Origin of the sequence: Streptomyces sp. NPDC059785 (assembly GCF_042732375.1) — a bacterium.
In the GTDB taxonomy this organism is placed as follows: Bacteria; Actinomycetota; Actinomycetes; order Streptomycetales; family Streptomycetaceae; genus Streptomyces.
On sequence record NZ_JBHWHV010000029.1, the window covers coordinates 45,184 to 67,897 of the forward strand.

The window sequence follows — 22,714 nt, forward strand, 5'->3', positions numbered from 1 at the left end:
AGCCTCCCGGCCGGGCTTGCCAAGACCGTCGTCGTCAACAGCGGGAGTCGATCATGTTTCGCACCCGGGTGGGTGAACGCCCGCCCGCGCGCCCCCGTTCCGGTGGCTCCCGGGGGCGCTCAGGTGGCGAACCCGGCGACCCGCAGCGCGTGCACCACGTCCCAGTGGCGCTCCTGCGAGACGCCCCGGGCGGCCTCCAGCAGCAGCGGCACGAGCCGCGCCGGGTCCGCCGCCACGCTGCGGGCGCTCTCCTCGGGGGTACGCATGCGTACGTACGCGTCGAGGAGCGCGCTCACCTCCTGGTGCCGGCCGCCGGCGGCGAGTTCCAGGACCGCGGCGCCGATCTCCGGGGCGGGCCGGACGACGCCCTGGCGCAGCATCTGGCGGCCGTCCTCGGTGCGGCCCGCGGCGCCGAGCGCGGCCGCGGCGGCGACCAGCCGGTCCACGGGGAGGGAGGCCGCCTCCCAGAGCAGGGTGGCCCAGTCGGCGTGCAGGCCCGCCCGGTGCAGTCCGGCGGCGAGCTCCGGCAGGCGGTCGGCGGGCCAGTAGGCGGCCTCGACGAGGACGACGTGGGCCTCGCCGCTGCGGCCCTCGGCGCGCAGCCGCAGCAGCGTCTCGACGGTCTCCCGGGTCTGCGACCGCCCCGCGCCCTCCTCCGGCCCTGCCTCGTGCGGCGCCCCGTCCGCCTCCCACGCCTCGCCCACCGCGCCCGCGAACCGGGCGCCGCGCGGCGCCCGGCCCGTGGCGTCTCGATCCGGCGCGGCGGGCGCCGCCGGGGCGTCCCCGGCCTCGCCCGCCCCGGCGAACCGCGCCCCGCCCCGGAAGCGGCGTCTGGCCCGCCGCTTGGGGACGGGGGCGGCCTCCTCGCCGGGGGCTGTGCCTTCGCCGGGGGCCGGGTCGTCCCGCGGTCCGGAGTCGGCGGTGTCCTGAGGCGCGGCGGCGGTTTCCCCGGGCGCGGCCGGGAGCGGGGCCCCGTCACGCGTGCCCCGCCGCCGCTCGCCCCCGGCCTGTGCGGGCATCCGCGGTACGGGGGCGGCGGCGGACGGGCGGTCGCGGTCCAGGCGGGCCATCCGGCGGCGCAGCTCCGCGCAGCGGGCCGTGGCGCGTTCGTGGTCGTCGCGGGCCCAGTCCAGGTCGAGCTGGAGCGCCTCGGCGTCCTCTGCGGAGGCGGCGGACCGCAGCCGCCGCCCCAGTTCGGCCTGCCGCTCGGCGGTGTGGCGCTGCTCGCGGAGCATCAGGCCGAGCCGTTCGCCGAGCACGGCACGGCCGCCGGGGCGGGCGTCGTAGGCGGTGAGCGAGGCGTCGTGCAGGGCGCGGGCCCGCTCGGTCTCCCGGTCGGCGACCGCGGCGCCGTGCTCCTCGGCGAGGTCCTGGAGCAGCGCCTCCACGACGTCCCAGGGCGGCACCTCCCGCCCGTCCAGGCAGGCGCGCATGCTCTCGGGGTCGCGCTGCCAGAACACCGCGCACCAGCCGGCGTGCCGGTCGAGCCGGGCCAGCAGCGCGTCGAGGTAGGCGGCGAACTCCCTTGCCCGCCCCGGGAGTTGTTCTACGGTCATCCTCGACTCCCGCCTGACTGGAGTGTTCCGATCCGGTAGAGAACACCAGCTGTGTTACGGGACGGCTACGGGAAGTTTGCGGACCGGACGCGGTGCGCCCGACAAGAGCACGTCAGGGCGGTCGCGCGCCCCCGCGCGCGGGCTCGCCTTCGTTGCCGCGCCGAACCGCACACCCGGGCCGGCCCGCGCAGCCCGGCGTCCACGGCGCGCCGGCGCAAGGGCGCCGAAGGGGGCGCGGGGAACTGCGCGACCGGCCACGACGAACCCGCGGACGCGACCTCGCAGCCGGTGCGACGGTCGTCTCCCGGCGCGCCGGGCGCCCCGCGCGGCGCTCAGCGGGCCGGCCGGACGACCAGCGCCGAACCGCCGCCCCTGCGTACCGTCTCCGCCGCCGCGAGCCACCGGCCGTCCGGCAGCCGCTGGACGCCCGTCGCCGCGCCGATCTCCGGGTTCTCCTTGAAGGCGTGCCCGAGGGCTTCGAGCCGGGCCCGCAGCGGGCTGTCGTACAGGCCGGGTTCGAGTTCCGTCGTGGTCTGGTTGCGCTGGCTGGCGCGCGGCGCGGCGATCGCGTCGACCAGCGGCATCCCCCGGTCGAGGAAGTTGGTGAGGGTCTGGAGCACCGTGGTGACGATGGTCGCGCCGCCCGGCGAGCCGAGCGCGACGACCGGCCGCTGGTGCTGGTCGAGCACGATGGTCGGCGAGATGGACGAGCGCGGGCGCTTGCCGGGTCCGGGCAGGTTCGGGTCGTGGACGCCGGGGCTCGCCGGGGTGAAGGAGAAGTCCGTCAGCTCGTTGTTGAGCAGGAAGCCGCGGCCGGGGACGGTGATCCCGCTGCCGCCGGTCTGCTCGATGGTGAGCGTGTACGCGACGACGTTGCCCCACTTGTCGGCGACCGTCAGGTGCGTGGTGTTCTCGCCCTCGTACGTCGTCGGGGCCGTCTCACCCGTGCTGGAGCAGGCCGCCGGGTGCCGGGGGTCGCCCGGGGCGAGCGGGCTGGTCAGCACCGCGTCGTCCTTGATCAGGCAGGCGCGGGAGTCCGCGTACCGCTGGGAGAGCAGGTCCTTGGTGGGCACGTCCTCGAAGGCGGGGTCGCCGACCCAGCGCCCGCGGTCCGCGAAGGCGATCCGGCTCGCCTCGATGTAGCGGTGCAGGTACCGGGTCTCGCTCGCCTTCGACAGGTCGCTGTTCTCCAGGATGTTCAGCGCCTCGCCGACCGTGGTGCCGCCCGAGGAGGAGGGCGCGATCGAGTAGACGCCGAGCCCGCGGTACGAGGTCCGGGTCGGCGCCTGCCGCTTCGCCCCGTACGCCGCCAGGTCCTTGGCGGAGAGCTTCCCCGGGCGTGCGTCGCGGCCCGACGCGGGGTCCACGGGCGGGTCGTTCACCGTGTCCACGACCTCCCGTCCGAGGTCGCCGTGGTACAGCGCGTCCACGCCCTTGCGGGCCAGCTCCTCGTAGGTGCGGGCGAGGTCGGGGTTCTTGAACGTGGAGCCGACGGCCGGGAGTTCGCCGCCGGGCAGGAACAGCTTCGCGGTGTCCGGGAAGTCGGCGAAGCGGGCCTGGTTGGCCTCGGTCTGCGAGCGGAAGGTGCCGTCCACCGTGAAGCCGTCCCGGGCCAGCCGCTCGGCCGGCTTCAGCAGCGGCCCGAGGCGCTTGCTGCCCCAGGCGTCCAGGGCCGTCTGCCAGGTGGCGGGCGTGCCCGGCGTGCCCACGCTCAGGCCGCTGGTGACGGCGTCCGCGAACGGGATCGCCTGCCCGTTCTCCACGAAGAGGTTCTCGTCGGCGGTCAGCGGCGCGGTCTCGCGTCCGTCGATGGTGTGCACCGTGCGGGACTTGGCGTCGTAGTAGACGAAGTAGCCGCCGCCTCCGACCCCGGAGGAGTACGGCTCGGTGACGCCGAGCGCGGCGGCGGTGGCCACGGCCGCGTCGACCGCGTTGCCGCCCTTCTTCAGGATCTCGATCCCGGCGGCCGAGGCGTCGGCGTCGACGCTCGACACGGCGCCGCCGTAGCCGACGGCGACCGGGGTCTTCTCCGGGGCGGCGGAGGCGGGAGGCGCCGTCGCGCCCACCGACACCAGTGCGGCGGCGGCCGCCAGGACCGCCATCTTCCGTACGCCAGGGCGACGCATCCCGTACCTCCAGTCGACGACCGTCCGCGCAGCGTAACTTCCCTGGCGCGGTCACGTCAGGACCGCCTCGGACGGCGTTCGGCCGGGACCGCTAGCATGCGCGCCCATGAATGACGACGTGCGCAACATCGTCCTGGGAGTGGTCGCGGCCGGCGTCAGCGCCGCCCTGGGCTGGCTCGCCCGAACCTATCTGTGGAAGCGCAGGCTCCGCCGCAAACAGGCGTTCTTCGGGCTGCCCGACAACTCCGAGTCGCTGCTCGTGGTCAACCGCGAGGCGGGCGGCCCCGAGCTGACGGTGATGCGGCACGACGTGTTCGCGCTGCTCGAACTCGCCGCGCTGATCAAGGACTGCGGCGCGCACGCCCAGGTGGTGGCGCACGACGCGGCGCAGCAGGGGTTCGGCGAGCGCACCGAGTTCTGCGTCGGCGGCCCCGCGTCCAACCGGCGGATGGCCGCCCACCTGCACTCGCTGCTGCCCGGGATCCGGGTGAACACGGACGCCGAACCGGGACCCGACCGCGGCGCGTTCCAGATAGGCACCGAGCGCTACCGCCTGGAGCCCGGCAGGGGCGAGTACGTGGTACTCGCCCGGCTCACCGCCGACCTCGGCCGCGGCGCCAGACCCGTCTTCCTCTTCTGCGGGCAGCGCGCCATCACCAACCAGGCCGCGACCCGCTACCTCGCCCGCAACCACGAGCGGCTGTCCCGCAAGTACGGGGCGAACTCCTTCGTCCTGCTGCTGAAGGTGGTCAACTCCCAGGCGTACGGGCCCGACGTGGTGGAGCTGGTCTCGGACGTCACACGGGCCGCGCAGAGCCCGGCCCCCGCCGCACCGTCCCGCGCCTCGCACCGCGCGCAGTGAGGCGGCGGCACGCCACGGGGGCACGGCCCGCCATGGGTCCCCGGTACCAAGGAGAGCGGCGCCCCCGTCGCGTACCTGGGCGACGAGGGCCCGCTCGGCCTCGGCAAGCCGGCCGGCCTCGACCCGCTCTGTACGGAGCATCACCCGTCCGGCGCGCAGCTGACCTTCTGTCCGCCGGGAACCGACGTACGTGTCGGTACCCCTGCGCGAGCAGTGATCTCCGGCTGCTGCCGGCCGGGCCTCGCCCTCTCAGCTACTGCGCTCCCCGCAGCAGCGTCCCTGGTTGCGCCGGTGCCACGTCCACGGCCTCGGTCTTGGGACTGCGCTGCTCCCGCCGGGACACCCACCGGGCGAACCACGAGAGCAGCATGCACATCCCGATGTAGATCGGCGAGATCACCATCACCACGGGGATGAACGGCAAATCGTAGTCGAGGTTGGACGCGATCAGCTTCCCGGCATGGAGGAACTCCTCATAGGTGATCAGGAACCCGAGTGATGTGTCCTTCAGCGCCACCACCAGCTGGCTGATGATGGCGGGCAGCATGGCCCGTACCGCCTGCGGCGCGAGCACGTACGTCATGACCTGGGTCTTGCGCATGCCGAGCGCGAACGCCGCCTCCCGCTGGCCGCGTTCGACGGAGTGCACACCGGAGCGGAAGACCTCGGCGAGCACCGATCCGTTGTAGAGGGTCAGACCGGCGACCAGCGCGGGCAGCGCCTGGACCTTCAGCGCCACGAAGATGAAGAAGATCATCACCAGGACGGGCATGGCGCGGAAGAACTCGACGACCACGGTCGCCGGCCACCGGACGGCCCGGTGGTCGGAGAGCCGGCCGGCGGCGAGCAGCGCCCCCAGGGCCAGCGACAGCACGGCGGCGGCGGCGAACGCCTTGAGGGTGTTGCCGAGGCCCCGCAACAGCAGCTCCTGGATCCCCTTGTAGGCGAACGGGAGCCACTTGGTGTGGGTGAACTGGTCGGTCGCGAAGAGCCGGTACACGAGACAGGCGAGCAGGGCCAGGATCACGAGCGCGCACGCGACGCCGTACACGGCGTGCCGCCGTCTCGCCCGTGGTCCCGGGAGGTCGTAGAGGGCACTGGCCTCCGCGGTCCCTGCGGTCATCGGGCGACCCCCCAGCGCTGCTCGAGGACGTGGAAGACGGCGCTGATGGCGAGCGTGATGATCAGGTAGCCGAGGGCGATCCAGAAGAAGGTCCAGACGACGTCGTAGCCGAGCTCGTTGAGCGTCTTGTACGTGCCGAGCAGTTCGGTGACGCTGAAGGCGCCGGCGATCGCGGAGTTCTTGGCGAGCGCGATGAGCGTGGAGCCGACCGGCGGGATCACGGAGCGGAACGCCTGCGGCAGGACGATCTGGTTCAGCGTCTGGCCGAACGTCATGCCGAGGCTGCGGGCCGCCTCGCCCTGGCCCTTGGGCACGGTGTTGATGCCCGAGCGCAGCGCCTCGCAGATGAAGGCCGAGGTGTAGCAGCCGAGCGCCAGGACCGCGAAGAGCTGGAACGGCAGGACGACGCCGAACCGCGGCAGCCCGAGCAGCACCGCGAAGAACAGCAGGGTGAGCGGGGTGTTGCGGAGCACCGTCACCCAGACGGTGCCGACCGCCCGCAGGGCGCGGACCGGGGCGACCCGGAAGGAGGCCATGACGAAGCCGAGCGCCAGCGCGAGGAGCGAGGCGTAGACGCTGAGTTCGACGGTGCCGAGGAAGCCCTCACCGAACGTGGAGAAGTTGTCTGTCAGTACGTTCACGTGGTTCTCGTTCAGCTCGCCGGATAGCGGTCGATCGCGGGCGGGGCAGGCGCGGGCACCCCGGACAGGCCGAGTGTCGCGTCGTACGCCTTCTTCCAGTCGCCGTTCCTCTGCCGGGCCTCGAGCGCGTCATCGAGCGCGGACCGCAGGGTGTTGTCGCCGCGCGGTACGCCGATGCCGTACGGCTCCTTCGAGAACGGCTCCCCGACGACCTTCAGCTCGTCGGGTGCCTTCGCCGCGTAGCCGATCAGGATCGCGTCGTCGGTGGTGACGGCGTCGACCTGGTAGGTCAGCAGGTTGTCGACACACACCGAGTAGGTGTCGTACGCGACGAGCGTCGCCTTCGGATACTCGTCCCTGATCCGCTGGTACGGGGTCGAGCCGGACGCCGAGCAGACACGCTTGCCGTCGAGGTCCTGCGGGCCCTCGATGTCGTCCTCGTCCGTGCGCACGAGCAGGGACTGTCCCGCCATGTAGTAGGGCCCGGCGAAGCCGACGAGCTTCTTGCGGTTGTCGTTGATGGTGTAGGTGCCGACGTAGTAGTCGATCTGGCCGTTCTGGAGGGCGGTCTCGCGGTTGGCTGAGGCGATCGTCCGGAAGCGGATCGTCTTCGGCGGGAGGCCGAGGGACGCGGAGAGCATCTTGGCGATCTCGATGTCGAAGCCGGAGTAGACGCCGGTCGCCGGGTCGCGCTCGCCCATGTAGGGCTGGTCCTCCTTCGCGCCGACGGTGAGGTAGCCGCGTCGCTGAGCGCGCTGGAAAGTGCCCGAGCCGGGCAGCCGGACGTCCCGCGCCACGCGGTAGTCCGGCAGTTCGTCGGCCGAGGGGCCCTTGACCGGCGGACTGCCCTCCTTGCCGCAGGCGGTGGCGGCGAGAGCCGCCAGGACCGCGAGGGCCAGGCACGCACGGGTGCTGCGGATCATCTGCGGTGCTCCCCCCGCTCAGTGCTTGAGGATCTTGGACAGGAAATCCTTGGCGCGTTCGCTGCGCGGATTCGTGAAGAACTCCTCGGGGGCGCGGTCCTCGACGATGCGGCCGTCGGCCATGAACACCACACGGTTGGCGGCGGACCGTGCGAAGCCCATCTCATGGGTGACGACGATCATGGTCATGCCGTCACGGGCCAGTTGCCGCATGACTTCGAGCACCTCGTTGATCATCTCGGGGTCGAGCGCGGAGGTCGGCTCGTCGAAGAGGAGCGCCTTGGGGTCCATGGCGAGGGCACGGGCGATGGCCACGCGCTGCTGCTGGCCGCCGGAGAGCTGGGCCGGGAGCTTGTCCGCGTGCGCGGCGAGCCCGACCCGGTCGAGGAGTTCGCGCGAGCGCCGGTCGGCCTCCTCGCGCCCCCGTCGGCGCACCTTGACCTGGGCGAGCGAGACGTTCTGGAGGACCGTCTTGTGGGCGAAGAGGTTGAAGGACTGGAAGACCATGCCGACCTCGGCGCGGAGCCGGGCGAGCTCCTTGCCCTCCGCCGGAAGCGGCCGGCCGTCGAGCCTGATCGAGCCCGAGTGGATGGTCTCCAGCCTGTTGATCGCTCTGCACAGCGTGGACTTGCCGGACCCGGACGGGCCCACGACCACGACCACTTCCCCCTTTCCGACGGTGAGGTCGATGTCCCGCAGGACATGCAGCTCGCCGTAGTACTTGTTCACGTCACGCAGTTCGATCAGCGGATCGACGGCCATAGAGGACCTGCCCACTCTCAGCTGTGTCGGTCAGCGCAAACTATCCACGTAAAACCGGACTTACCGGACTGACACGCAGGGTGGGCATTAACCGTATTTGCGGCCCGGGGACGGACTCGGCGACGGTCGCGGGCGGGGCCGGACGCGGGGCGCGGCTCAGGATTCGGCCGCCTCCGCGTACACCTGGGAGAGTTCGGGGACGCCCTGGGCGGCCCAGTCGAGGCCGGCCTCGACGACCGGGATCTCGCGGCCCGAGGCGAGCCGTACGGCCGGGCTGCCGCCGGACCTGAGGAGCCAGGCGGCGCCGGGGACCGTGCGGACCACGACCGTGCCGAGGTAGAGGCCCGCGTCGTTGCCGATCCAGGGCAGCGCCTCGGGGTCGTCGCGCCAGCGCGGCGGGAGCTGGTCGAGCGCGTTCAACGACGCCGGGGAGTCGTCCAGTTCGAGCCCGGCCGCCGCCGCGTGCGAGCGCAGCAGCTCGCACTCCCCGAGTAACTCGGAGACACCCTCCGGGTCGCTCGCGAAGGCGTCGGCGAGCCCGTCGTCCGCGTCTCCCGAGTGCCGCCTGCGCCACTTGCCCAGGAACGGGATGTTCATCGACCGGCCTCTCCACGGGGGAGCCGCACCGGCGGCTCCGCGTTCCGGCATTGCCATGAATGTATCTTGCGGCATTTGATCACGGAATCGGGTGAATCGCGGAGGCGGGGTCCGGCCGAACACGCGCTCCGCCGGCACATGCCTTGCCAAGGGTATTCATCCTCCGTAGAGTTCATCGCAGCATGAGTTCAACACACGTTGACTTGTGCGTTCCGCTGCCCCGCGTACCGCCGTCCCACGATCCGACGTCCCACGACCGGAGAGGCAGGGCCCGTGCAGAAGATCCCCTTCCAGGTGAACGAGGGCGGGCTCGTCGCGCTGCTGCCGAACGGCCACGTCGAGTTCCTGGCCGCCTCCGCGCGGCCCCTGATCGAGCGGCACAACTCGGGCCGCGCGGTGGCCTCCGCCGAACTGATGACGCACGCGATCACCGACCCGCTGGTGACCCTGGACCGGTTCCACCTGCCCGCCCCGGCCATCGCCTTCGTGGAGACCACGAACCTGTGCAACCTGCGCTGCCGGCACTGCTACGCGGACTCCGCGCTCAAACGGCCGGACGAGATCTCCACACCCCGCATCAAGGCCCTCCTGGACGACTTCGCGGACATGGGCGTGCTCCAGGTGTTCCTCACCGGCGGCGAGATCTTCTCCCACCGGGACGCGGTCGAGATCATCAACCACGCCCGCAGCAAGCCCTTCAGCACCCAGATCTTCACCAACGGGCTGCTGGTCACCGAGGAGCGGCTGGCGGCCATTCCGCCCGGCCAGTCCTTCTTCATCAGCTTCGACACCGCCGACCCCGAACGCACCGTCCGCGGCCGGATGGACTTCCCCAAGCTCCAGCGCGCCTTCGAGGCGATGCGCAGGCACGGCCATGTGTTCCGTACCGCGATCTCCGTGCACCGCAACAACATCCAGGACGCGGAGGCCATCTTCGAGTGGTGCGCCGAGCGGGGCTATCCGCGGCCCCAGTGGCTGGAGACGCACCCGGTCGGCAGGGCGCTGCTGCACCCCGGCATGCTGCTGCGCCCCGAGGACGTGGACGAGGTCTTCGAGGTCTACCAGCGGTGCATGGAGCGGTACTCCGCGGAGCCCGACGAGGGGTCCGCCGGTGCGGCCGGGACCGTGGGGCCTGACGGGGCGTCCGCCGGGGCGGTCGCGGGGCCGGTCCCGCGGCGGGCCGCCGACGAGATCCGCGGCGTGGACACCATCCAGTTCTGCCAGCGCCTCGAGCGCGCCGTCGGCCAGGAGAAGTGCGGCCGGTCGGTCGTCTACGTCAACAGCCGCGGGGACGTCTACCCGTGCAGCAACTGCATGTCGGGCCAGCTGTACCGGGCCGGGAACATCACCGCGAAGCCGTTCGCCGAGATCTGGGAGCACGGCTTCGACGAGTTCCGTGACATCCGCTTCAGCGATCACTCGGTGTGCGGCTCGTGCCCGGTGGCCCGGGAGGACATCTGGTGCCAGTTCCGGTGCCCGCCGCTGGCCCGCAACATCACCGGCGATCCGCGCGGCTGCGGCGCCACCGAGTACCTCCAGGAGTTCACCCTGCGCTCCGGCCGCTACTGGCGGGCCCGCAAGGAGCGCAACGTACGGCTGACCCTGACGCCGCGCCCTCCGGGTCCGGCGGATGCGCCGGGTCCGGCCGGTCCGCCGGGTCCGGCCGGTGGGCCGGAGGCCGTCCGACTCCCGCTCCCGACGACGTGAGCGGGTTGCTGTCCCACGGCGGCGCGACCGCAGCCGCCTCGATGGAAGGGAAGAAGCCATGCCCGAAGAGAAGAAGGTCATCCGCATCCATCTGGAGCCGGGGCAGGAGGGCGTGACCCTGAGCGCCGTCGGCGCCGCGTCGGCCACCGCTCCCGCCGAGACGCTGGTGGAGAGCACCAACATCACCGAGGCCACGGTCATCGAGGTCGAGATCTGACCCGAGGGGCCGGCAGGCGCGGAAGCGGTGTACCACTTCCCGGCCCGTTGAGGGGCGGGCCGGGAAGGTCCCACCGGCGGCGAGGGGCCGTCCGGGACACGAGGTGCGGCTCCCGTGAGGAAGCCCGTCCGGGACATGACTTCCGGCTCCGGAGGCGGAGCCCGTCCGGGACACGAGGTCCGGTTCCCGTGAGGAAGCCCGTCCGGGACATGACGTCCGGCTCCGGAGGCGGAGCCCGTCCGGGACACGAGGTCCGGTTCCCGTGAGGGAGCCCGTCCGGGACATGACGTCCGGCTCCGGAGGCGGAGCCCGTCCGGGACACGAGGTCCGGTTCCCGTGAGGGAGCCCGTTCAAGAGGCGAGGTCCGGTTCCCGCAGGGAGCCCGTTCAGGAGACGAGGTCGCGATGAGCAAGACGGCTGCTTCGGCCGGCACGACCGCGCTGCGCCCGGGCACGGGTCTCGCGCGGCTGCTCCGGGAGAACCCCGCGCTGCGGATCGGCCAGGACGACTACAACATCAACGTGACGGCCAACTACGGCGAGGAGCTGTCGGTCTCGCGGGTGGCCGACGCGCTGCGGGAGCACCCCGGCGCGGGCCGGCCCGCGCATCTCTACTTCCACGTGCCGCTGTGCGCGTACATCTGTCACTTCTGCAACTACGTCAAGCGCAAGGTCAGCGACGGGCCCGAGGGGGCGGCGGCGCCCCGCGTCTGGACCGATCTGCTGCTCGACGAGTCCGCCCGGCGGCTGGCTCATTCCCCCTGGCTGGCGCACGCCCGGATCGAGTCCGTCTACCTGGGCGGCGGCACCGCCTCCCTGCTCGGCACCGAACAGCTCGCCCGTCTGCTGGACCACGTACGCGAGCGCTACACGCTCGCCGACGACTGCGAGATATCGCTCGAGGGCAACCCCGACAACTTCCAGCACGACGAGCTCGCGGAGGCCCGCGCCATCGGCTTCAACCGCTTCAGCGTCGGCGTCCAGTCCCTCCAGAGCGAGGTCAACGCCTTCGCCGGGCGCGGCCACGACGCCGCCATGTCGCTGCGGGCCGTCGAAAAGCTCCGGGCCACCAGCCGCCCGTTCAACGTCGACATGATGTTCGGCCTGCCGCACCAGAGCACCGGGACCGTCGCCGACGACATCCGCCGGCTGATCGGCCTCGACGTCCCCACCGTCACCATCTACCGGCTGCGCAACGCCGACCGGGCCCGCATGGGCATCGGCAACCGCGCCCTGTGGAACGTGGAGAGCGTCAGGGACCGGCTGCGCGAACAGCACCTGTTCCCCTCGCTCGGGGAGACCTACGCGATGCGCGAGGCCGTCGTGGAACTGCTCCTCGACGGCGGCTACCACCCGAGCCCGTGCGGCTGGTGGAACCGCCCCGGCGTCTACCCGGACGGCAACATCCCCCGGGTCTCCCGCAACAAGTGGCAGCGGCACGACACGATGATCGCGTACGGCCCCGGCGCGTACGGCTGGCTCACCGGGGACGACGACACCGTGGTGCAGACCCACAACACCGCCGACATCTCCGGGTACGCGCGCGTGCTGCGGGACGGCCGCGGGCTGCCGCTCGCCTCCGGCCGCCGGCTCACCGGTTACGAGGCGGCCGGGCTGGTCCTCGGCTTCGCCTTCAAGGCCAACCAGCCGATCGACGCAGCCCGGTTCCGGCGGCGGTTCGGCGTCGAGCTCTTCCGCGACGAGCCGTTCGCCTCGGCCTTCGCCGACCTCATGGAGCGCGGCCTCGTCGAGCCGGTGCCCGGCACCCCGGAGAGCGTCGTGCCCACGCTGGACGGCGAGGCGCTGCACGAGGAGATCATCAGTGTCTACTTCCACCAGCGCGTCGGCGGTTTCGCCGAGGCCGTCTGCCGCAGGTGACCCGGTGAACGTCCACCAGCGCGTCCGCCGGCCCGTCCGCCGGCGTGTCCACCAGCGCACCCAGTGGCGCGCGGATCCGTCGGGGGCGCGCTACCGCATGCGGCGCTCCTTCCCGGCCGCTCCGCCGTCCGCCACCGTGCTGCTCGCCGGGCCGGGCAGCGTCTCCGTCCTGGACGGGCAGGGCCGCGACGATTCGCTGCTCGGCGAGCTGACCGGGCGGCTGGTGGCCACGGGCGCGCAGGTGCTGACGTGCGACATGCCGCCCCGGGAGCCGGACACCCCCGCCGCCGAGCCCGACCAGCGGCGGCGGGCCGAACGCCTCGCGCAACTGCTGCGCGCCCACGAACACGTACTGGTCCGGCCGTTCGTCCTGCTGGGGTTCTCGCTGGGCGGTCTCGCCCTGCTCCGGCTGCTGCGCACCGGCGAGCCCCGGCAGGCCGACCGCGTGGTCCTGGTCGGCACGGTGATCGAGGAGGACGCCTTCCTGACCTCGCGCGTCCCCTCCCTCGACCTGGTGTACGGCGGCCTCGACCTGATCGGCTACGTGGCGGAGGCCGAGGGGCGGACGCTGCCGCCGGTCGTGTTCACACCCGACCACTACGGCCAGTGGTCGGCGAGCCGGCTGGTCGGACAGCACGCGTTCGAGGTGCGGACCCATCTTCTCGAAGGGCTCGGACACACCCTCAACCCGTGCGGCCCGGGCCCCTCGCGCGACCCGGTCGACTCGCTCCTGTCCTTCGTGGACGGAACGGCCCGGTGACAGAAGGGCCCAGTGACGGAACGGCTCAATGACGGAACGGCTCAATGACGGAACGGCTCAATGACGGAACGGCTCAGTGACGGAACGGCCAGTGACGGAACGGCCCGGTGACGGCCCGTCGGCGAGAGTCGCCGGCGGAGAAGGAAGAAGGCGGCGCACGACATGCCCTTGAGTCAGCAGGACACCTCCAGCCGGCGGTTCGACAGGATCGCCGAGAACTTCGCGACCAGCGAGGTGCACCGGTCGAGCCCCACCATGGAGGCGCTGCACGAGACGCTCGGCCCGCAGACCGGCAGCGCCGTCTGTGACGTCGCCTGCGGCGCGGGCCATCTGGCGCTGTCCTTCGCGGACGACCTGCCCGCCCGGCTCGTCGCCGTGGATCCGGCGCCCAACATGCTCGCCTCCGTCCGCAGGCTCGCCGCCGAGCGCGGCGTCCACGTCGAGACCGCCGAGGCGTACGCCGAGCAACTCCCCTACGCCGACGCCTCCTTCGACCTGGTGGTGTCCCGCCTCGCCCCGCACCACTTCCGCGACATCCGCGCCGCCGCGGCCGAGATGGCCCGGCTGCTGCGCCCCGGCGGGCGGCTCGCCGTCATCGACCTGGAGGGCCACGAGGACCCGGAGACCGACGCGCTCAACCACGAGCTGGAGCTGCTGCACGACCCGACGCACGTACGCAGCTACACCCTCGACGAGTGGGTCGGCTTCCTCCAGGGCGCCGGGCTCAACGTCCCCGTGGCCCGGGGCCGGCAGGCCGAGAGCCGTACCGGGGTGCCCGTGCGGCGGTGGTGCGAGATCGCCTCTTCCGGGGCCGAGGCGGAGGCCGCGATCCGGCGCCGCCTCGACCGGGCACCCGCGGCGCGGCGGGAGGCGCTGGGCATCCGCCGGGACGGTGACGAGTACTTCATCCCCGTACGCACCTGCATGGTGATCGGCGTCAAGCCGCTGAGCGAGGGGCGCTGACGTGCCGGTGATCAGGCTGTTCTCGCCCGCCCCCACTCCGGGGGCCCAGGTGCTGGCGGAACTGGCCGACGACGTGACCGCGTTCCTCGGCATCGACCGCGGCCACTGCTGGGTGTGGTGGCAGCAGTTGGCGCCCGGCACCTTCCACCGGCCCGAGTGGCAGGCCGGCGGCACCGCGCCGGCCGGCTTCGTCGTGTGCAAGGAGAGCTACGGCCGCGCGCGGGTGGGCGAGCTGCTCCGGCTGCTCCGGGACCGGCTCGGCGCGCTGCTCGGCGTACCGCCCGAGGACGTGTACCTGACGGTGCAGCGTGCGGCGTCGGGCGAACTGCTGGTACGGGACCGGGTGTGGGAGCTTGAGCGGGAGCGGAAGCGGGATCCGGAGCCCGAATCGGAGTCGGAGCCGGAACCGGTGGTGGAGCCGGGGGCGGACCGGGACGGCGGGATCGCCGGTCTCGTGCCCGTCGCCCGGGTGCACAACGAGCGGCGGGAGCTGACCGACGACCACTGGGGCGAGGTCGCCTCCGTCATCCGGCTCGACGCCGGACGGTTCACCACGGACGCGCTGCTCGCCCTGGACTCCTTCTCCCACCTCGAGGTGGTGTTCCACTTCCACCGGGTGCCGCCGCACAAGGTGCAGGAGGGCGCCCGGCACCCGCGCAACAACCCCGACTGGCCGCTGGCCGGGATCTTCGCCCAGCGCGGCAAGAACCGGCCCAACCGGATCGGGGTCTCGCGCTGCCGGCTGGTCAAGGCCGACGGACTCGATCTGCACGTCGTCGGCCTGGACGCCGTCGACGGCACTCCGGTGCTCGACATCAAGCCGTATCTGCGGCAGTTCGGACCGCGCGAGACGGTCGTCCAGCCTGCCTGGGTCGACGAGCTGATGCGCGACTACTACTGAGACCGCCGCGTACGGGCCGACTGAGGCGCGTACCGGCGAACGGGGGCGACATGGACGAGGCGGCAGAAGCGGCAGAGGCCGCGCCGGGGCGCGGGCCGCGAACCGGGACGGCGGTCCCGGTCCTGCTGAGCGCGGTGCTCGTGGACGCGGTCGGCAGCGGCCTCTACATGTCCGTCTCCGTCATCTTCTTCACCCGGTATCTGCACCTGGGCGGCGGCCAGGTGGGCATCGGCCTGTCCGTCGCGGGCGCCCTGTCCTTCCTCGCCCTGGTGCCGACCGGGATCCTCGCCGACCGTGTCGGCCCCCGGCGGATGCTGGTCGCCGCGCACCTGGTGCGGGCCGCCCTGCTGCTGTGCTACCCGTTCGCCGCGGACTTCGCCGTGTTCCTGCTCGTCGTCTCGCTGCTCGCGGTGGCGGACCGGGGCGCGTCGCCGCTGGTGCAGGGCCTGTTCGGCACGGCGGTCGCGAAGGAGCTGCGGGTACGGGCGATGGGCCGCGCCCGGTCGATGCAGAACCTCGGACTCGCGCTCGGCGGACTCGCGGCCGGTGCCGCGCTGGTGCCGGACAGCGACGTCGCCTACGTGGCCGTCGTGTACGCCAACGCGCTCTCGTTCCTCCTCGCCGCGGTGCTGGTGACGGGCCTGCGCGGGGCGGAGGGCCCGCCGGGTGGCACCGGCCGCGCCGACCACGCCGGTCACGCAGACCACAGTGACCGCGCAGGCCACACCGGTCGCACAGGCCGCACCGGTCGCGTCACGGGGACTCCGCCAAGCACCGGCCGCCCGCTGCCGTGGGCGCGCCGGCTCGGTGTCTTCCGCGACCGCCGCTTCGCCCTGCTCACCGGTCTCAACTCGCTGGTGAGCCTGCACGTGACGGTCCTGACGGCGGGCGTCCCGCTGTGGGTGCTGGCCCATGACCGGCTGCCGCGGGCGGTCATCGCCTGGACCCTGGTGCTCAACACCGTCGTCGTGGTGCTCCTCCAGGTGCGCACCACCCGGGGCGTCGAGAGTGCGGCGGACGGCGGCCGGGCGCTGCGGCGCAGCGGCGTGCTGCTGGCCGCCTGCTGCGCGGTGCTCGCGCTCACCGGCGCGGTGCCCGGCCCGGCCGCCGTGGCGCTGGTCCTCGGCGCGGTCGCGTTCCAGGCGTTCGCGGAGATGTACCAGCAGGCCGGCGCCTGGGCGATCTCGTACGACCTGGCGCCGGAGGACCGGCGCCAGGTGTATCTGGCCTTCTTCGGTCTCGGCAACGCCGCCCGGAACACGTACGGGCCGCTGGTCGTCACCTTCCTCGTGGTCCGGCAGGGCGCGGCGGGCTGGCTGTCGCTGGGCGCCGTCGTGCTGGTGGCCGGCGCCTGGGCCGCCCGGTCGTGCTCCCGCCCCTCCCCGCACGAGCCTTCGCGGGCGACTCCGCGAGGAACTCCGCAGGCGCCTTTGGAAGAGACCTCGCAGGCGCTCCCACAAGAGACTCCGCCCCTTCCCGTGAAGCCCGTCTCCCACCTCCCAGGAGGAACCCGTGGAACCCATGGAACCAGTGGAACCCGTGGAGCCCGTAGGCCCCCAGGAAGCCGTGAACCGCACGACCGCCGCCCCGGTCCCCGCTCCTGACCAGTCCGTCATCGTCGTCGGGGCCGGTCCCACCGGTCTGGCCCTGGCCTGTGAGCTCGCCGCGGCCGGTGTGTCCTGCACGGTCCTGGAGCGCCGGCTCACCCCCTCCACGCAGTCCCGCGCGATGGGCCTGTACAGCAGGACGATGGAGGTCCTCGACCTGCGCGGGCACGCCGACGCGCTCGCGGCGCACGGCCGCCCGGTCGGCCGGATGGTGCCCGCGCGCGGCGCCCGCGTCGACTTCGCCGAGCTCGACACCCGCTTCCCGCACCTGAACGTGGTCCCGCAGAGCCGTACCGAGGAGGTGCTTCAGCAGCGCGCCCTCGACCTCGGGGTGACCGTCGAGCGCGGCACCGAGGTGTTCGGGCTCACGCAGGACGGCGCGGGCGTCACGCTCCAGGTGCGGGGCGAGAGCGGCGAGTGGGCCGAGAGCGCGGACTACGTGGTCGGCTGCGACGGCGCCCACAGCGTCGTACGGGAACTCTCCGGCATCGCCTTCCGCGGCCGTACGTACGGGATCGCGCCGATCCTCGCGGACGTCCGGCTGCGTCAGCCGCCGCCGGACGAGGTGGTGATGCTCTCCGGCAACGGCGGGGTGCTGGTCACCGTGCCGTACGGCGACGGTCTGTACCGTATCGCGGTGGCGCGCCGGGACCGGCCCTGGACCCGGGAGCCGGTCACCCTGGAGGAGCTGAGCGACGTCCTCACCCGGGCGCTCGGCTTCGACCCCGGGCCGCACGCGCCCGAGTGGCTCGCCCGGTTCAAGATCCACCAGCGGATCGCCGACCAGTACCGGACCGGCCGGGTGCTGCTGGCCGGAGACTCCGCGCATCTGCACTCGCCGCTGGGCGGGCAGGGCCTGAACCTCGGTATCCAGGACGCCGTCAACCTCGGCTGGAAGCTGGCCGCCGAGGTGCAGGGCTGGGCGCCCGCCGGACTCCTGGACTCGTACGAGGCCGAGCGCAGACCGCAGGCCGAGCGGATCCTGCGGGCCACCGACCGCGCCACCTCGCTGGCCACCAGCCCGTCGGCGACGCTGACCACGCTGCGCCGCGCCGCCCTGGGCAAGGCCCTGTCGTACCGCAGGGTCCGTACGTTCGCGGCGGCGTCGATCTCCGGACTGCGGGCGGGCTACGCGGGCCGCGCGGCGCACGGCGGACCGCGGCTGCGCGGCGGGCTGCCGCTGCCGCCGCGGGACGGGCGGCGGACACGGGTCGGGCAGCGGGTGCCGGATCTGACGGTCCCGCGGCTGGGGGCGGCGCCGGTACGGCTGTACTCGCTGATGCGCGACGGCCGGTTCGTCCTCCTCGACCTCACGGCGGACGGCCGTGCGGCGGCCGTCACCGAGGCGTGGGGCTCCCGGGTCAGCCCGGTCCGCACGGGCGGCCCGGTCCCGGAACTCCCCGCCACCACGGCCCTGTTGGTACGCCCGGACGGTTACGCGGCCTGGGTGGACGGCGAGGCGGACGCGGCGGGGCGCGCGGAACGGGTACGGCTGGCGCTGCACCGCTGGTGCGGGGTGCAGGGCCCGGCCCCGCGCCCCGCCGCCGGCACCGCGGAACTGCCGGCACCGGAGGCGTCCCCGGAGCCGGTACCGGAACCGGAGCCGACCCCGGCCGAACAGGCCTGAGCAACGGCCGGCCGGGGACGACACGCGGACCGCACCGCGCCCGCGTGTCGTCCCCGGCGAGGCAGGGCAAGGCAGGAAAGGAACCCACGTCGTGGCACAGCGCATGTCGTCACTCCGCTCGCACCGCACCCGCGAGGCGATCCTGCACGCCGCCCGGCTGCACTTCGCCGCCGACGGCTACCAGCGCGCCACGATCCGCGCCATCGCCGCCACTGCGTCGATCGACCCGTCCATGGTGATGCGCTACTACGGCAGCAAGGAGCGCCTCTTCGACGCGGCGCTCGACGTCGACCTGGGCCTGCCCGACCTCACCGGAACCCCGGCGGAGACCCTGCCGCAGACGCTGATCACGCGTTTTCTGGCCCCGTGGGAGAACGACACGCACGAAGGCTCGCTGCGGCTGCTGCTGCGCTCCGCGGCGACCAACGAACGCGCGGCGGACCGCCTGCGCGGCGTCCTCCAGGAGCAGTTCACCCACAGCCTGACCGGCGTACTGGGCCCCGACCGGGCCGCCGCCGCCAGCGGCCTGGTCGCCGCCCAGCTCCTGGGCGTCGCCTTCGCCCGCTACCTGCTCCGCCTCCAGCCGATAGCCGAACTCCCGGTGCACGCCCTGGCCGACCTGGTGGCCCCGTCGATGCGGGCGGCCCTGACGGCACTCTGAGCCCACGGCGCGGCCCGCAACCGTGGAGGTCACGGACGGACACGGCCCGTCGCGAAGGCCGTCGTCCTACACTCGCGGCGTGAGTTGGTCAGCCGTACTGCCCGCTCTGTTCGGCGCCGTCATCGGCGCACTGGTCACCCTGCTCGCCGACCGGGCCCGTTGGCGCCGCGACGTGGCCTTCCGTTCGCACCAGGCACGACGTGACGCCTACACCGCGTACCTCGCCGCCCTCCACACCGGCAGCGAGGGCGTCAGGGCCGTCGTACTCGGCGAGGACGCCGCGGCGTCCCGGCCCCAGGACGCCGCCGAGGCGTTCCGCTCGGCCGGCGTCTACCAGGCCCGCGAAAGCCTCGCGCTGCTGGCACCGCAGGCAGTGGCGGACGAGGCGGGCCGTGCCCTCCACCGGCTGCGGGACCTGCGCAACCTCGCGGCGGACGGCCACCCCGCCCACTCCCCCGAGTACCGAACCGCCCTCACCCGCTACGACCAGTCCCTGACCACCCTGCGCACGGCGATGCGCCGCGACATCGAAAGCGAACGCTGACCCGGGACAAGGCACGGGACCGGATTCGGGGTTCTCAGTCCCGCCAGCTGTGCGGCGGGCGGTAGGTGTCCTGTGCCGGGGGGCGGCGCCACAGGGGGATGACCTGTGTGTCCCGGGGTGCTTCGGGGGGTGTCGTCGTGCGGGCCAGGAGCACGGCCGTCAGGGCCGCCAGTTCGTCCTCGGCGAGTTCGCCGCCTCGCAGCACGCGGACGACGGGCGCCTCGGCGGTCGCGTCGACGGGTGCTTCGGTGGCTGCTTCGGCGGGTGCTTCGGTGGGTGGCGCCGCGCCGTCGGGTCTGGTCATGTCGGGCCTCCAACTGCTCTGCTATTGCGGTGGGTTGCCGTGTTTGCGGGGGGCCAGGTCCGCGTGTTTCGCGCGGAGCATGCGCAGCGACTCGACGAGGACGCGGCGGGTGTCGGCCGGGTCGACGACGTCGTCGAGCAGACCGCGTTCGGCGGCGTAGTACGGGTGCATCAGCTCGGCCCGGTACTCCTTCACCAGCCGGCGCCGCGTCTCCTCCGGATCGTCGGCTGCCCGGATCTGCCGACGGAAGATCACGTTGGCGGCGCCCTCCGCCCCCATCACCGCGATCTCGTTGGACGGCCAGGCGAAGGACAGGTCGGCGCCCACGGAGCGGGAGTCCATGACGATGTACGCGCCGCCGTACGCCTTGCGCAGGATCAGGGAGATCCGGGGCACCGTGGCGTTGCAGTAGGCGTACAGGAGTTTCGCGCCGCGCCGGATGATGCCGTTGTGCTCCTGGCCGACGCCGGGCAGGAAGCCCGGGACGTCGACGAGGGTGACGAGGGGGATGTTGAAGGCGTCACACATCTGGACGAAGCGCGCCGCTTTTTCACTCGCGTCTATGTCCAGTACTCCCGCCAGGACCAGGGGCTGGTTGGCGACGATGCCTACCACCTGGCCGCCGAGGCGGGCGAGCGCGACGATCACGTTGGCCGCCCAGCGCTCGTGGATCTCCAGGTACTCGCCGTCGTCCACGATCTCCTCGATCACCCGCCGCATGTCGTACGGGCGGTGGCCGCCGACCGGCACCAGGTCGAGCAGGGCGTCGCAGTGCCGGTCCGGCGGGTCCTCGGGGAGGGCGGCGGGCGCGGTCTCCCGGTTGTTCTGCGGGAGCAGGGAGAGCAGGTAGCGGACCTCTTCCAGACACGTCCGCTCGTCGTCGTACGCGAAGTGCGCGACGCCCGACACCTCGGCGTGCACGTCGGCGCCGCCGAGGCCGCCCAGGGTCACCTTCTCCCCGGTGACCGTCTCCACCACGTCGGGTCCCGTGATGAACATCTGCGACGTCTCGCGCACCATGAAGACGAAGTCCGTGAGCGCGGGGCTGTAGGCGGCGCCGCCCGCGCAGGGCCCGAGCATCACGGAGATCTGCGGGATCACCCCGGAGGCGCGGGCGTTGCGGCTGAAGATGCCGCCGTAGCCGGACAGCGCGGTCACGCCCTCCTGGATACGGGCGCCCGCGCCGTCGTTCAGCGAGACGAGCGGGGCACCGGCGGCGACCGCGCGGTCCATGATGCGGTGGATCTTCTCGGCGTGCGCCTCCCCGAGGGCACCGCCGAAGATGCGGAAGTCGTGGGCGTAGACGAAGACGGTCCGCCCGTGGACGGTGCCCCAGCCGGTGATCACACCGTCGGTCCAGGGCCTGCGGTCCTCCATGCCGAAGCCCGTGGCCCGGTGCCTGCGCAGCGGTTCGACCTCCGTGAACGAGTCCTCGTCCAGCAGCAGTTCGATACGTTCGCGGGCGGTGAGCTTGCCCTTCGCGTGCTGCGCCGCGGTGGCCCTCGCGTTCGGTCCCGCCGCGGCCTCGGCCCGCAGCGCGTGCAGCCGCGCCACCCGCCCCCTGATGTCCGGCTCCAGTTCGGACACCGGCTCGGACCTCGGCCCTGACACCTGACTCGGCGCCTGCTCCGACGCCTGCTCCGGTCCGGGCTCCGCGGAGACCGCCGCCACGGCGGCCGTGTCGGCGGTCACGGCGCGAGCGGCGAGAGACGGTCGCCGACCGTGAGGAGATGACCCGCCGAGGAGTCCACGCCGGGCGGCGGCGCACCGTCGTGCCGCTCCGCCGACCCGTCCGGCAACGCGCCGTCACGCTGCCCCAGCGCCCAGTTCAGCAGGGCGATGCCGAGGCTCATGCCGCCCCCGAACGCGGCGAGCACCACCAGGTCGCCGGGCGCGGTCACGCCCTCGCGGTCCATCTCGGCGAGGGTGACCGGCACGGAGGCGGCGCCGGTGTTGGCGTACCGCTCCAGGGTCAGGTGGAGGGCGGCGCGGGGCAGGCCGAGGTCCGGCCAGAGTTCGGCGAGCATGATGCCGTTCGCCTGGTGCGGGACGAAGTGCCGGACGGCGTCCGGGGAGACACCGGCCCGGCGCAGCAGCCGGCCGGTCTCGTACGGGAGGGTGCGGGTGACGAAGGAGCGCACGCCCCGGCCGTCCATCCGGAACCAGTGGTCGCCGTCGCTGACGGTCTGCGGGGACGGCGGACGGCGGCTGCCGCCCGCGGTGACCTCGATCAGATGGTGCGCGTCGCCGCGGGAGACCAGGGAGATCTCGCGCAGGCCGAGGCCGGGCGCGACCGGGCCGAGGACGGTGGCCCCGGCGCCGTCGCCGAACAGCGCGGCGGTGCGGCGGTCGCCGTAGTCGAGGATGCGGGAGTAGACGTCGGCGCCGATGACGAGCCCGTGGCGCGGTTCGCCCTCGGCCGCGCCGGCGAGCAGCTTCTCGACCGTCTTCAGGGCGTAGACGAAGCCGCTGCACACGGCGTTGACGTCGAAGGCGGCCGCCCGGCGGGCCCCGATGCGGTGCTGCACGAGGGCGGCCGTGGCGGGCTGCGGGTGGTCGGGGGTGGAGGTGGCGACGACCACGTAGGCGAGCTGGTCCGCGGTCAGTCCGGCGCGGCGCAGGGCACGCCGGGCGGCGGCGACGGCCAGGTCCGAGGTGGCCTCGTGCGGGGCGGCGCGGCGCCGCTCGCGGATTCCGGTCTTGCGGACGATCCACTCGTCGGTCACGCCGGCGCCGAGCCCGATCTCCGCGTTGCTGATGATGGCCTCGGGCAGGTACGAGCCCACTCCGATGATGCCGATGGACTGCACGATCCCTCCTCGGGCAGCGGCGAGCCACAGCGGACCCACCGGGTTAACTCACCGGGCGTTGAAATCATCGCAGAGCCGCTTGACAAATTCAACAGCTCAGGAGTTCACTGAGAAATGAATTAATCGTACGGCGCCCGTCCCACCCC

Annotated in this window: 21 protein-coding genes; 11 read left to right on the top strand and 10 right to left on the bottom strand. The window is 73.1% G+C overall.

The window, feature by feature from the left end:
- Window positions 1–119: 119 nt before the first annotated feature.
- Together ACFV6E_RS22335 and ggt are read right to left on the bottom strand one after the other, a co-directional pair.
- Window positions 120–1,556 carry a hypothetical protein gene (locus ACFV6E_RS22335; protein ID WP_385463926.1) on the bottom strand — a complete coding sequence of 479 codons (1,437 nt, stop codon included), beginning with the start codon at window positions 1,554–1,556 and terminating at the stop codon, window positions 120–122.
- A gap of 332 nt (window positions 1,557–1,888) precedes the next feature.
- Window positions 1,889–3,682: a gamma-glutamyltransferase gene (gene ggt, locus ACFV6E_RS22340; RefSeq protein ID WP_385162221.1), complete on the bottom strand. Its 1,794-nt coding sequence runs from the start codon at window positions 3,680–3,682 to the stop codon at window positions 1,889–1,891.
- 106 nt (window positions 3,683–3,788) lie between these two features.
- On the opposite strand from ggt, the gene ACFV6E_RS22345 reads away from it, so the two are divergent.
- Window positions 3,789–4,544: a hypothetical protein gene (locus ACFV6E_RS22345; protein WP_385463928.1), complete on the top strand. Its 756-nt coding sequence runs from the start codon at window positions 3,789–3,791 to the stop codon at window positions 4,542–4,544.
- Between the two features lie 253 nt (window positions 4,545–4,797).
- Here the strand turns inward: ACFV6E_RS22345 and ACFV6E_RS22350 are convergent, their stop codons facing one another.
- From ACFV6E_RS22350 to ACFV6E_RS22370, 5 genes are all read right to left on the bottom strand, one after another.
- Window positions 4,798–5,667 (bottom strand): amino acid ABC transporter permease, encoded by an 870-nt coding sequence (locus tag ACFV6E_RS22350; protein WP_385463931.1) that lies wholly within the window; start codon window positions 5,665–5,667, stop codon window positions 4,798–4,800.
- On the bottom strand, window positions 5,664–6,308 hold the full coding sequence (locus ACFV6E_RS22355) for an amino acid ABC transporter permease (protein ID WP_385162227.1): 645 nt from the start codon (window positions 6,306–6,308) through the stop codon (window positions 5,664–5,666). The genes ACFV6E_RS22350 and ACFV6E_RS22355 overlap by 4 nt, the downstream gene beginning before the upstream one ends.
- A gap of 11 nt (window positions 6,309–6,319) precedes the next feature.
- The gene (locus ACFV6E_RS22360; protein ID WP_385162229.1) at window positions 6,320–7,231 is read right to left on the bottom strand and encodes a glutamate ABC transporter substrate-binding protein; all 912 of its coding nucleotides are present in this window, start codon (window positions 7,229–7,231) and stop codon (window positions 6,320–6,322) included.
- 18 nt (window positions 7,232–7,249) lie between these two features.
- Window positions 7,250–7,993: an amino acid ABC transporter ATP-binding protein gene (locus ACFV6E_RS22365; protein WP_385162313.1), complete on the bottom strand. Its 744-nt coding sequence runs from the start codon at window positions 7,991–7,993 to the stop codon at window positions 7,250–7,252.
- A 156-nt stretch (window positions 7,994–8,149) separates the two neighbouring features.
- Entirely contained in the window at window positions 8,150–8,590 is a 441-nt protein-coding gene (locus ACFV6E_RS22370; protein WP_385463933.1) for a DUF6278 family protein, read from the bottom strand.
- A 273-nt stretch (window positions 8,591–8,863) separates the two neighbouring features.
- On the opposite strand from ACFV6E_RS22370, the gene ACFV6E_RS22375 reads away from it, so the two are divergent.
- The 10 genes from ACFV6E_RS22375 (at window position 8,864) to ACFV6E_RS22420 (ending at window position 19,454) form a co-directional block, all read left to right on the top strand.
- Entirely contained in the window at window positions 8,864–10,297 is a 1,434-nt protein-coding gene (locus ACFV6E_RS22375; RefSeq protein WP_385463936.1) for a radical SAM/SPASM domain-containing protein, read from the top strand.
- A gap of 58 nt (window positions 10,298–10,355) precedes the next feature.
- A complete protein-coding gene (locus ACFV6E_RS22380) occupies window positions 10,356–10,514 on the top strand; it encodes a hypothetical protein (RefSeq protein ID WP_385162235.1) in 159 nt (52 codons plus the stop codon).
- 404 nt (window positions 10,515–10,918) lie between these two features.
- Window positions 10,919–12,391 (top strand): coproporphyrinogen-III oxidase family protein, encoded by a 1,473-nt coding sequence (locus ACFV6E_RS22385; protein WP_385463938.1) that lies wholly within the window; start codon window positions 10,919–10,921, stop codon window positions 12,389–12,391.
- Between the two features lie 4 nt (window positions 12,392–12,395).
- On the top strand, window positions 12,396–13,151 hold the full coding sequence (locus tag ACFV6E_RS22390; RefSeq protein WP_385162239.1) for a hypothetical protein: 756 nt from the start codon (window positions 12,396–12,398) through the stop codon (window positions 13,149–13,151).
- A gap of 162 nt (window positions 13,152–13,313) precedes the next feature.
- Window positions 13,314–14,114 carry a class I SAM-dependent methyltransferase gene (locus ACFV6E_RS22395; RefSeq protein ID WP_385162241.1) on the top strand — a complete coding sequence of 267 codons (801 nt, stop codon included), beginning with the start codon at window positions 13,314–13,316 and terminating at the stop codon, window positions 14,112–14,114.
- 1 nt (window position 14,115) lies between these two features.
- Window positions 14,116–15,015, top strand: coding sequence for an SAM-dependent methyltransferase (locus ACFV6E_RS22400; RefSeq protein ID WP_385162243.1), 900 nt, complete (start codon window positions 14,116–14,118; stop codon window positions 15,013–15,015).
- A gap of 50 nt (window positions 15,016–15,065) precedes the next feature.
- A complete protein-coding gene (locus ACFV6E_RS22405) occupies window positions 15,066–16,619 on the top strand; it encodes an MFS transporter (protein ID WP_385463941.1) in 1,554 nt (517 codons plus the stop codon).
- Window positions 16,582–18,249: an FAD-dependent oxidoreductase gene (locus ACFV6E_RS22410; protein ID WP_385463944.1), complete on the top strand. Its 1,668-nt coding sequence runs from the start codon at window positions 16,582–16,584 to the stop codon at window positions 18,247–18,249. Before ACFV6E_RS22405 ends, ACFV6E_RS22410 begins: the two co-directional genes overlap by 38 nt.
- 91 nt (window positions 18,250–18,340) lie before the next feature.
- Window positions 18,341–18,910, top strand: a complete 570-nt coding sequence (locus tag ACFV6E_RS22415; RefSeq protein WP_385162249.1) for a TetR family transcriptional regulator — start codon at window positions 18,341–18,343, stop codon at window positions 18,908–18,910.
- Between the two features lie 79 nt (window positions 18,911–18,989).
- Window positions 18,990–19,454: a hypothetical protein gene (locus ACFV6E_RS22420; RefSeq protein WP_385463946.1), complete on the top strand. Its 465-nt coding sequence runs from the start codon at window positions 18,990–18,992 to the stop codon at window positions 19,452–19,454.
- A gap of 34 nt (window positions 19,455–19,488) precedes the next feature.
- Here ACFV6E_RS22420 and ACFV6E_RS22425 read toward each other — a convergent pair whose 3' ends face one another.
- From ACFV6E_RS22425 to ACFV6E_RS22435, 3 genes are all read right to left on the bottom strand, one after another.
- Window positions 19,489–19,758, bottom strand: coding sequence for an acyl-CoA carboxylase epsilon subunit (locus tag ACFV6E_RS22425; protein WP_385463949.1), 270 nt, complete (start codon window positions 19,756–19,758; stop codon window positions 19,489–19,491).
- A 21-nt stretch (window positions 19,759–19,779) separates the two neighbouring features.
- A complete protein-coding gene (locus ACFV6E_RS22430; RefSeq protein WP_385464008.1) occupies window positions 19,780–21,369 on the bottom strand; it encodes an acyl-CoA carboxylase subunit beta in 1,590 nt (529 codons plus the stop codon).
- 77 nt (window positions 21,370–21,446) lie between these two features.
- Window positions 21,447–22,568 carry a 3-oxoacyl-ACP synthase III family protein gene (locus tag ACFV6E_RS22435; protein WP_385463952.1) on the bottom strand — a complete coding sequence of 374 codons (1,122 nt, stop codon included), beginning with the start codon at window positions 22,566–22,568 and terminating at the stop codon, window positions 21,447–21,449.
- Between the last annotated feature and the right edge of the window lie 146 nt (window positions 22,569–22,714).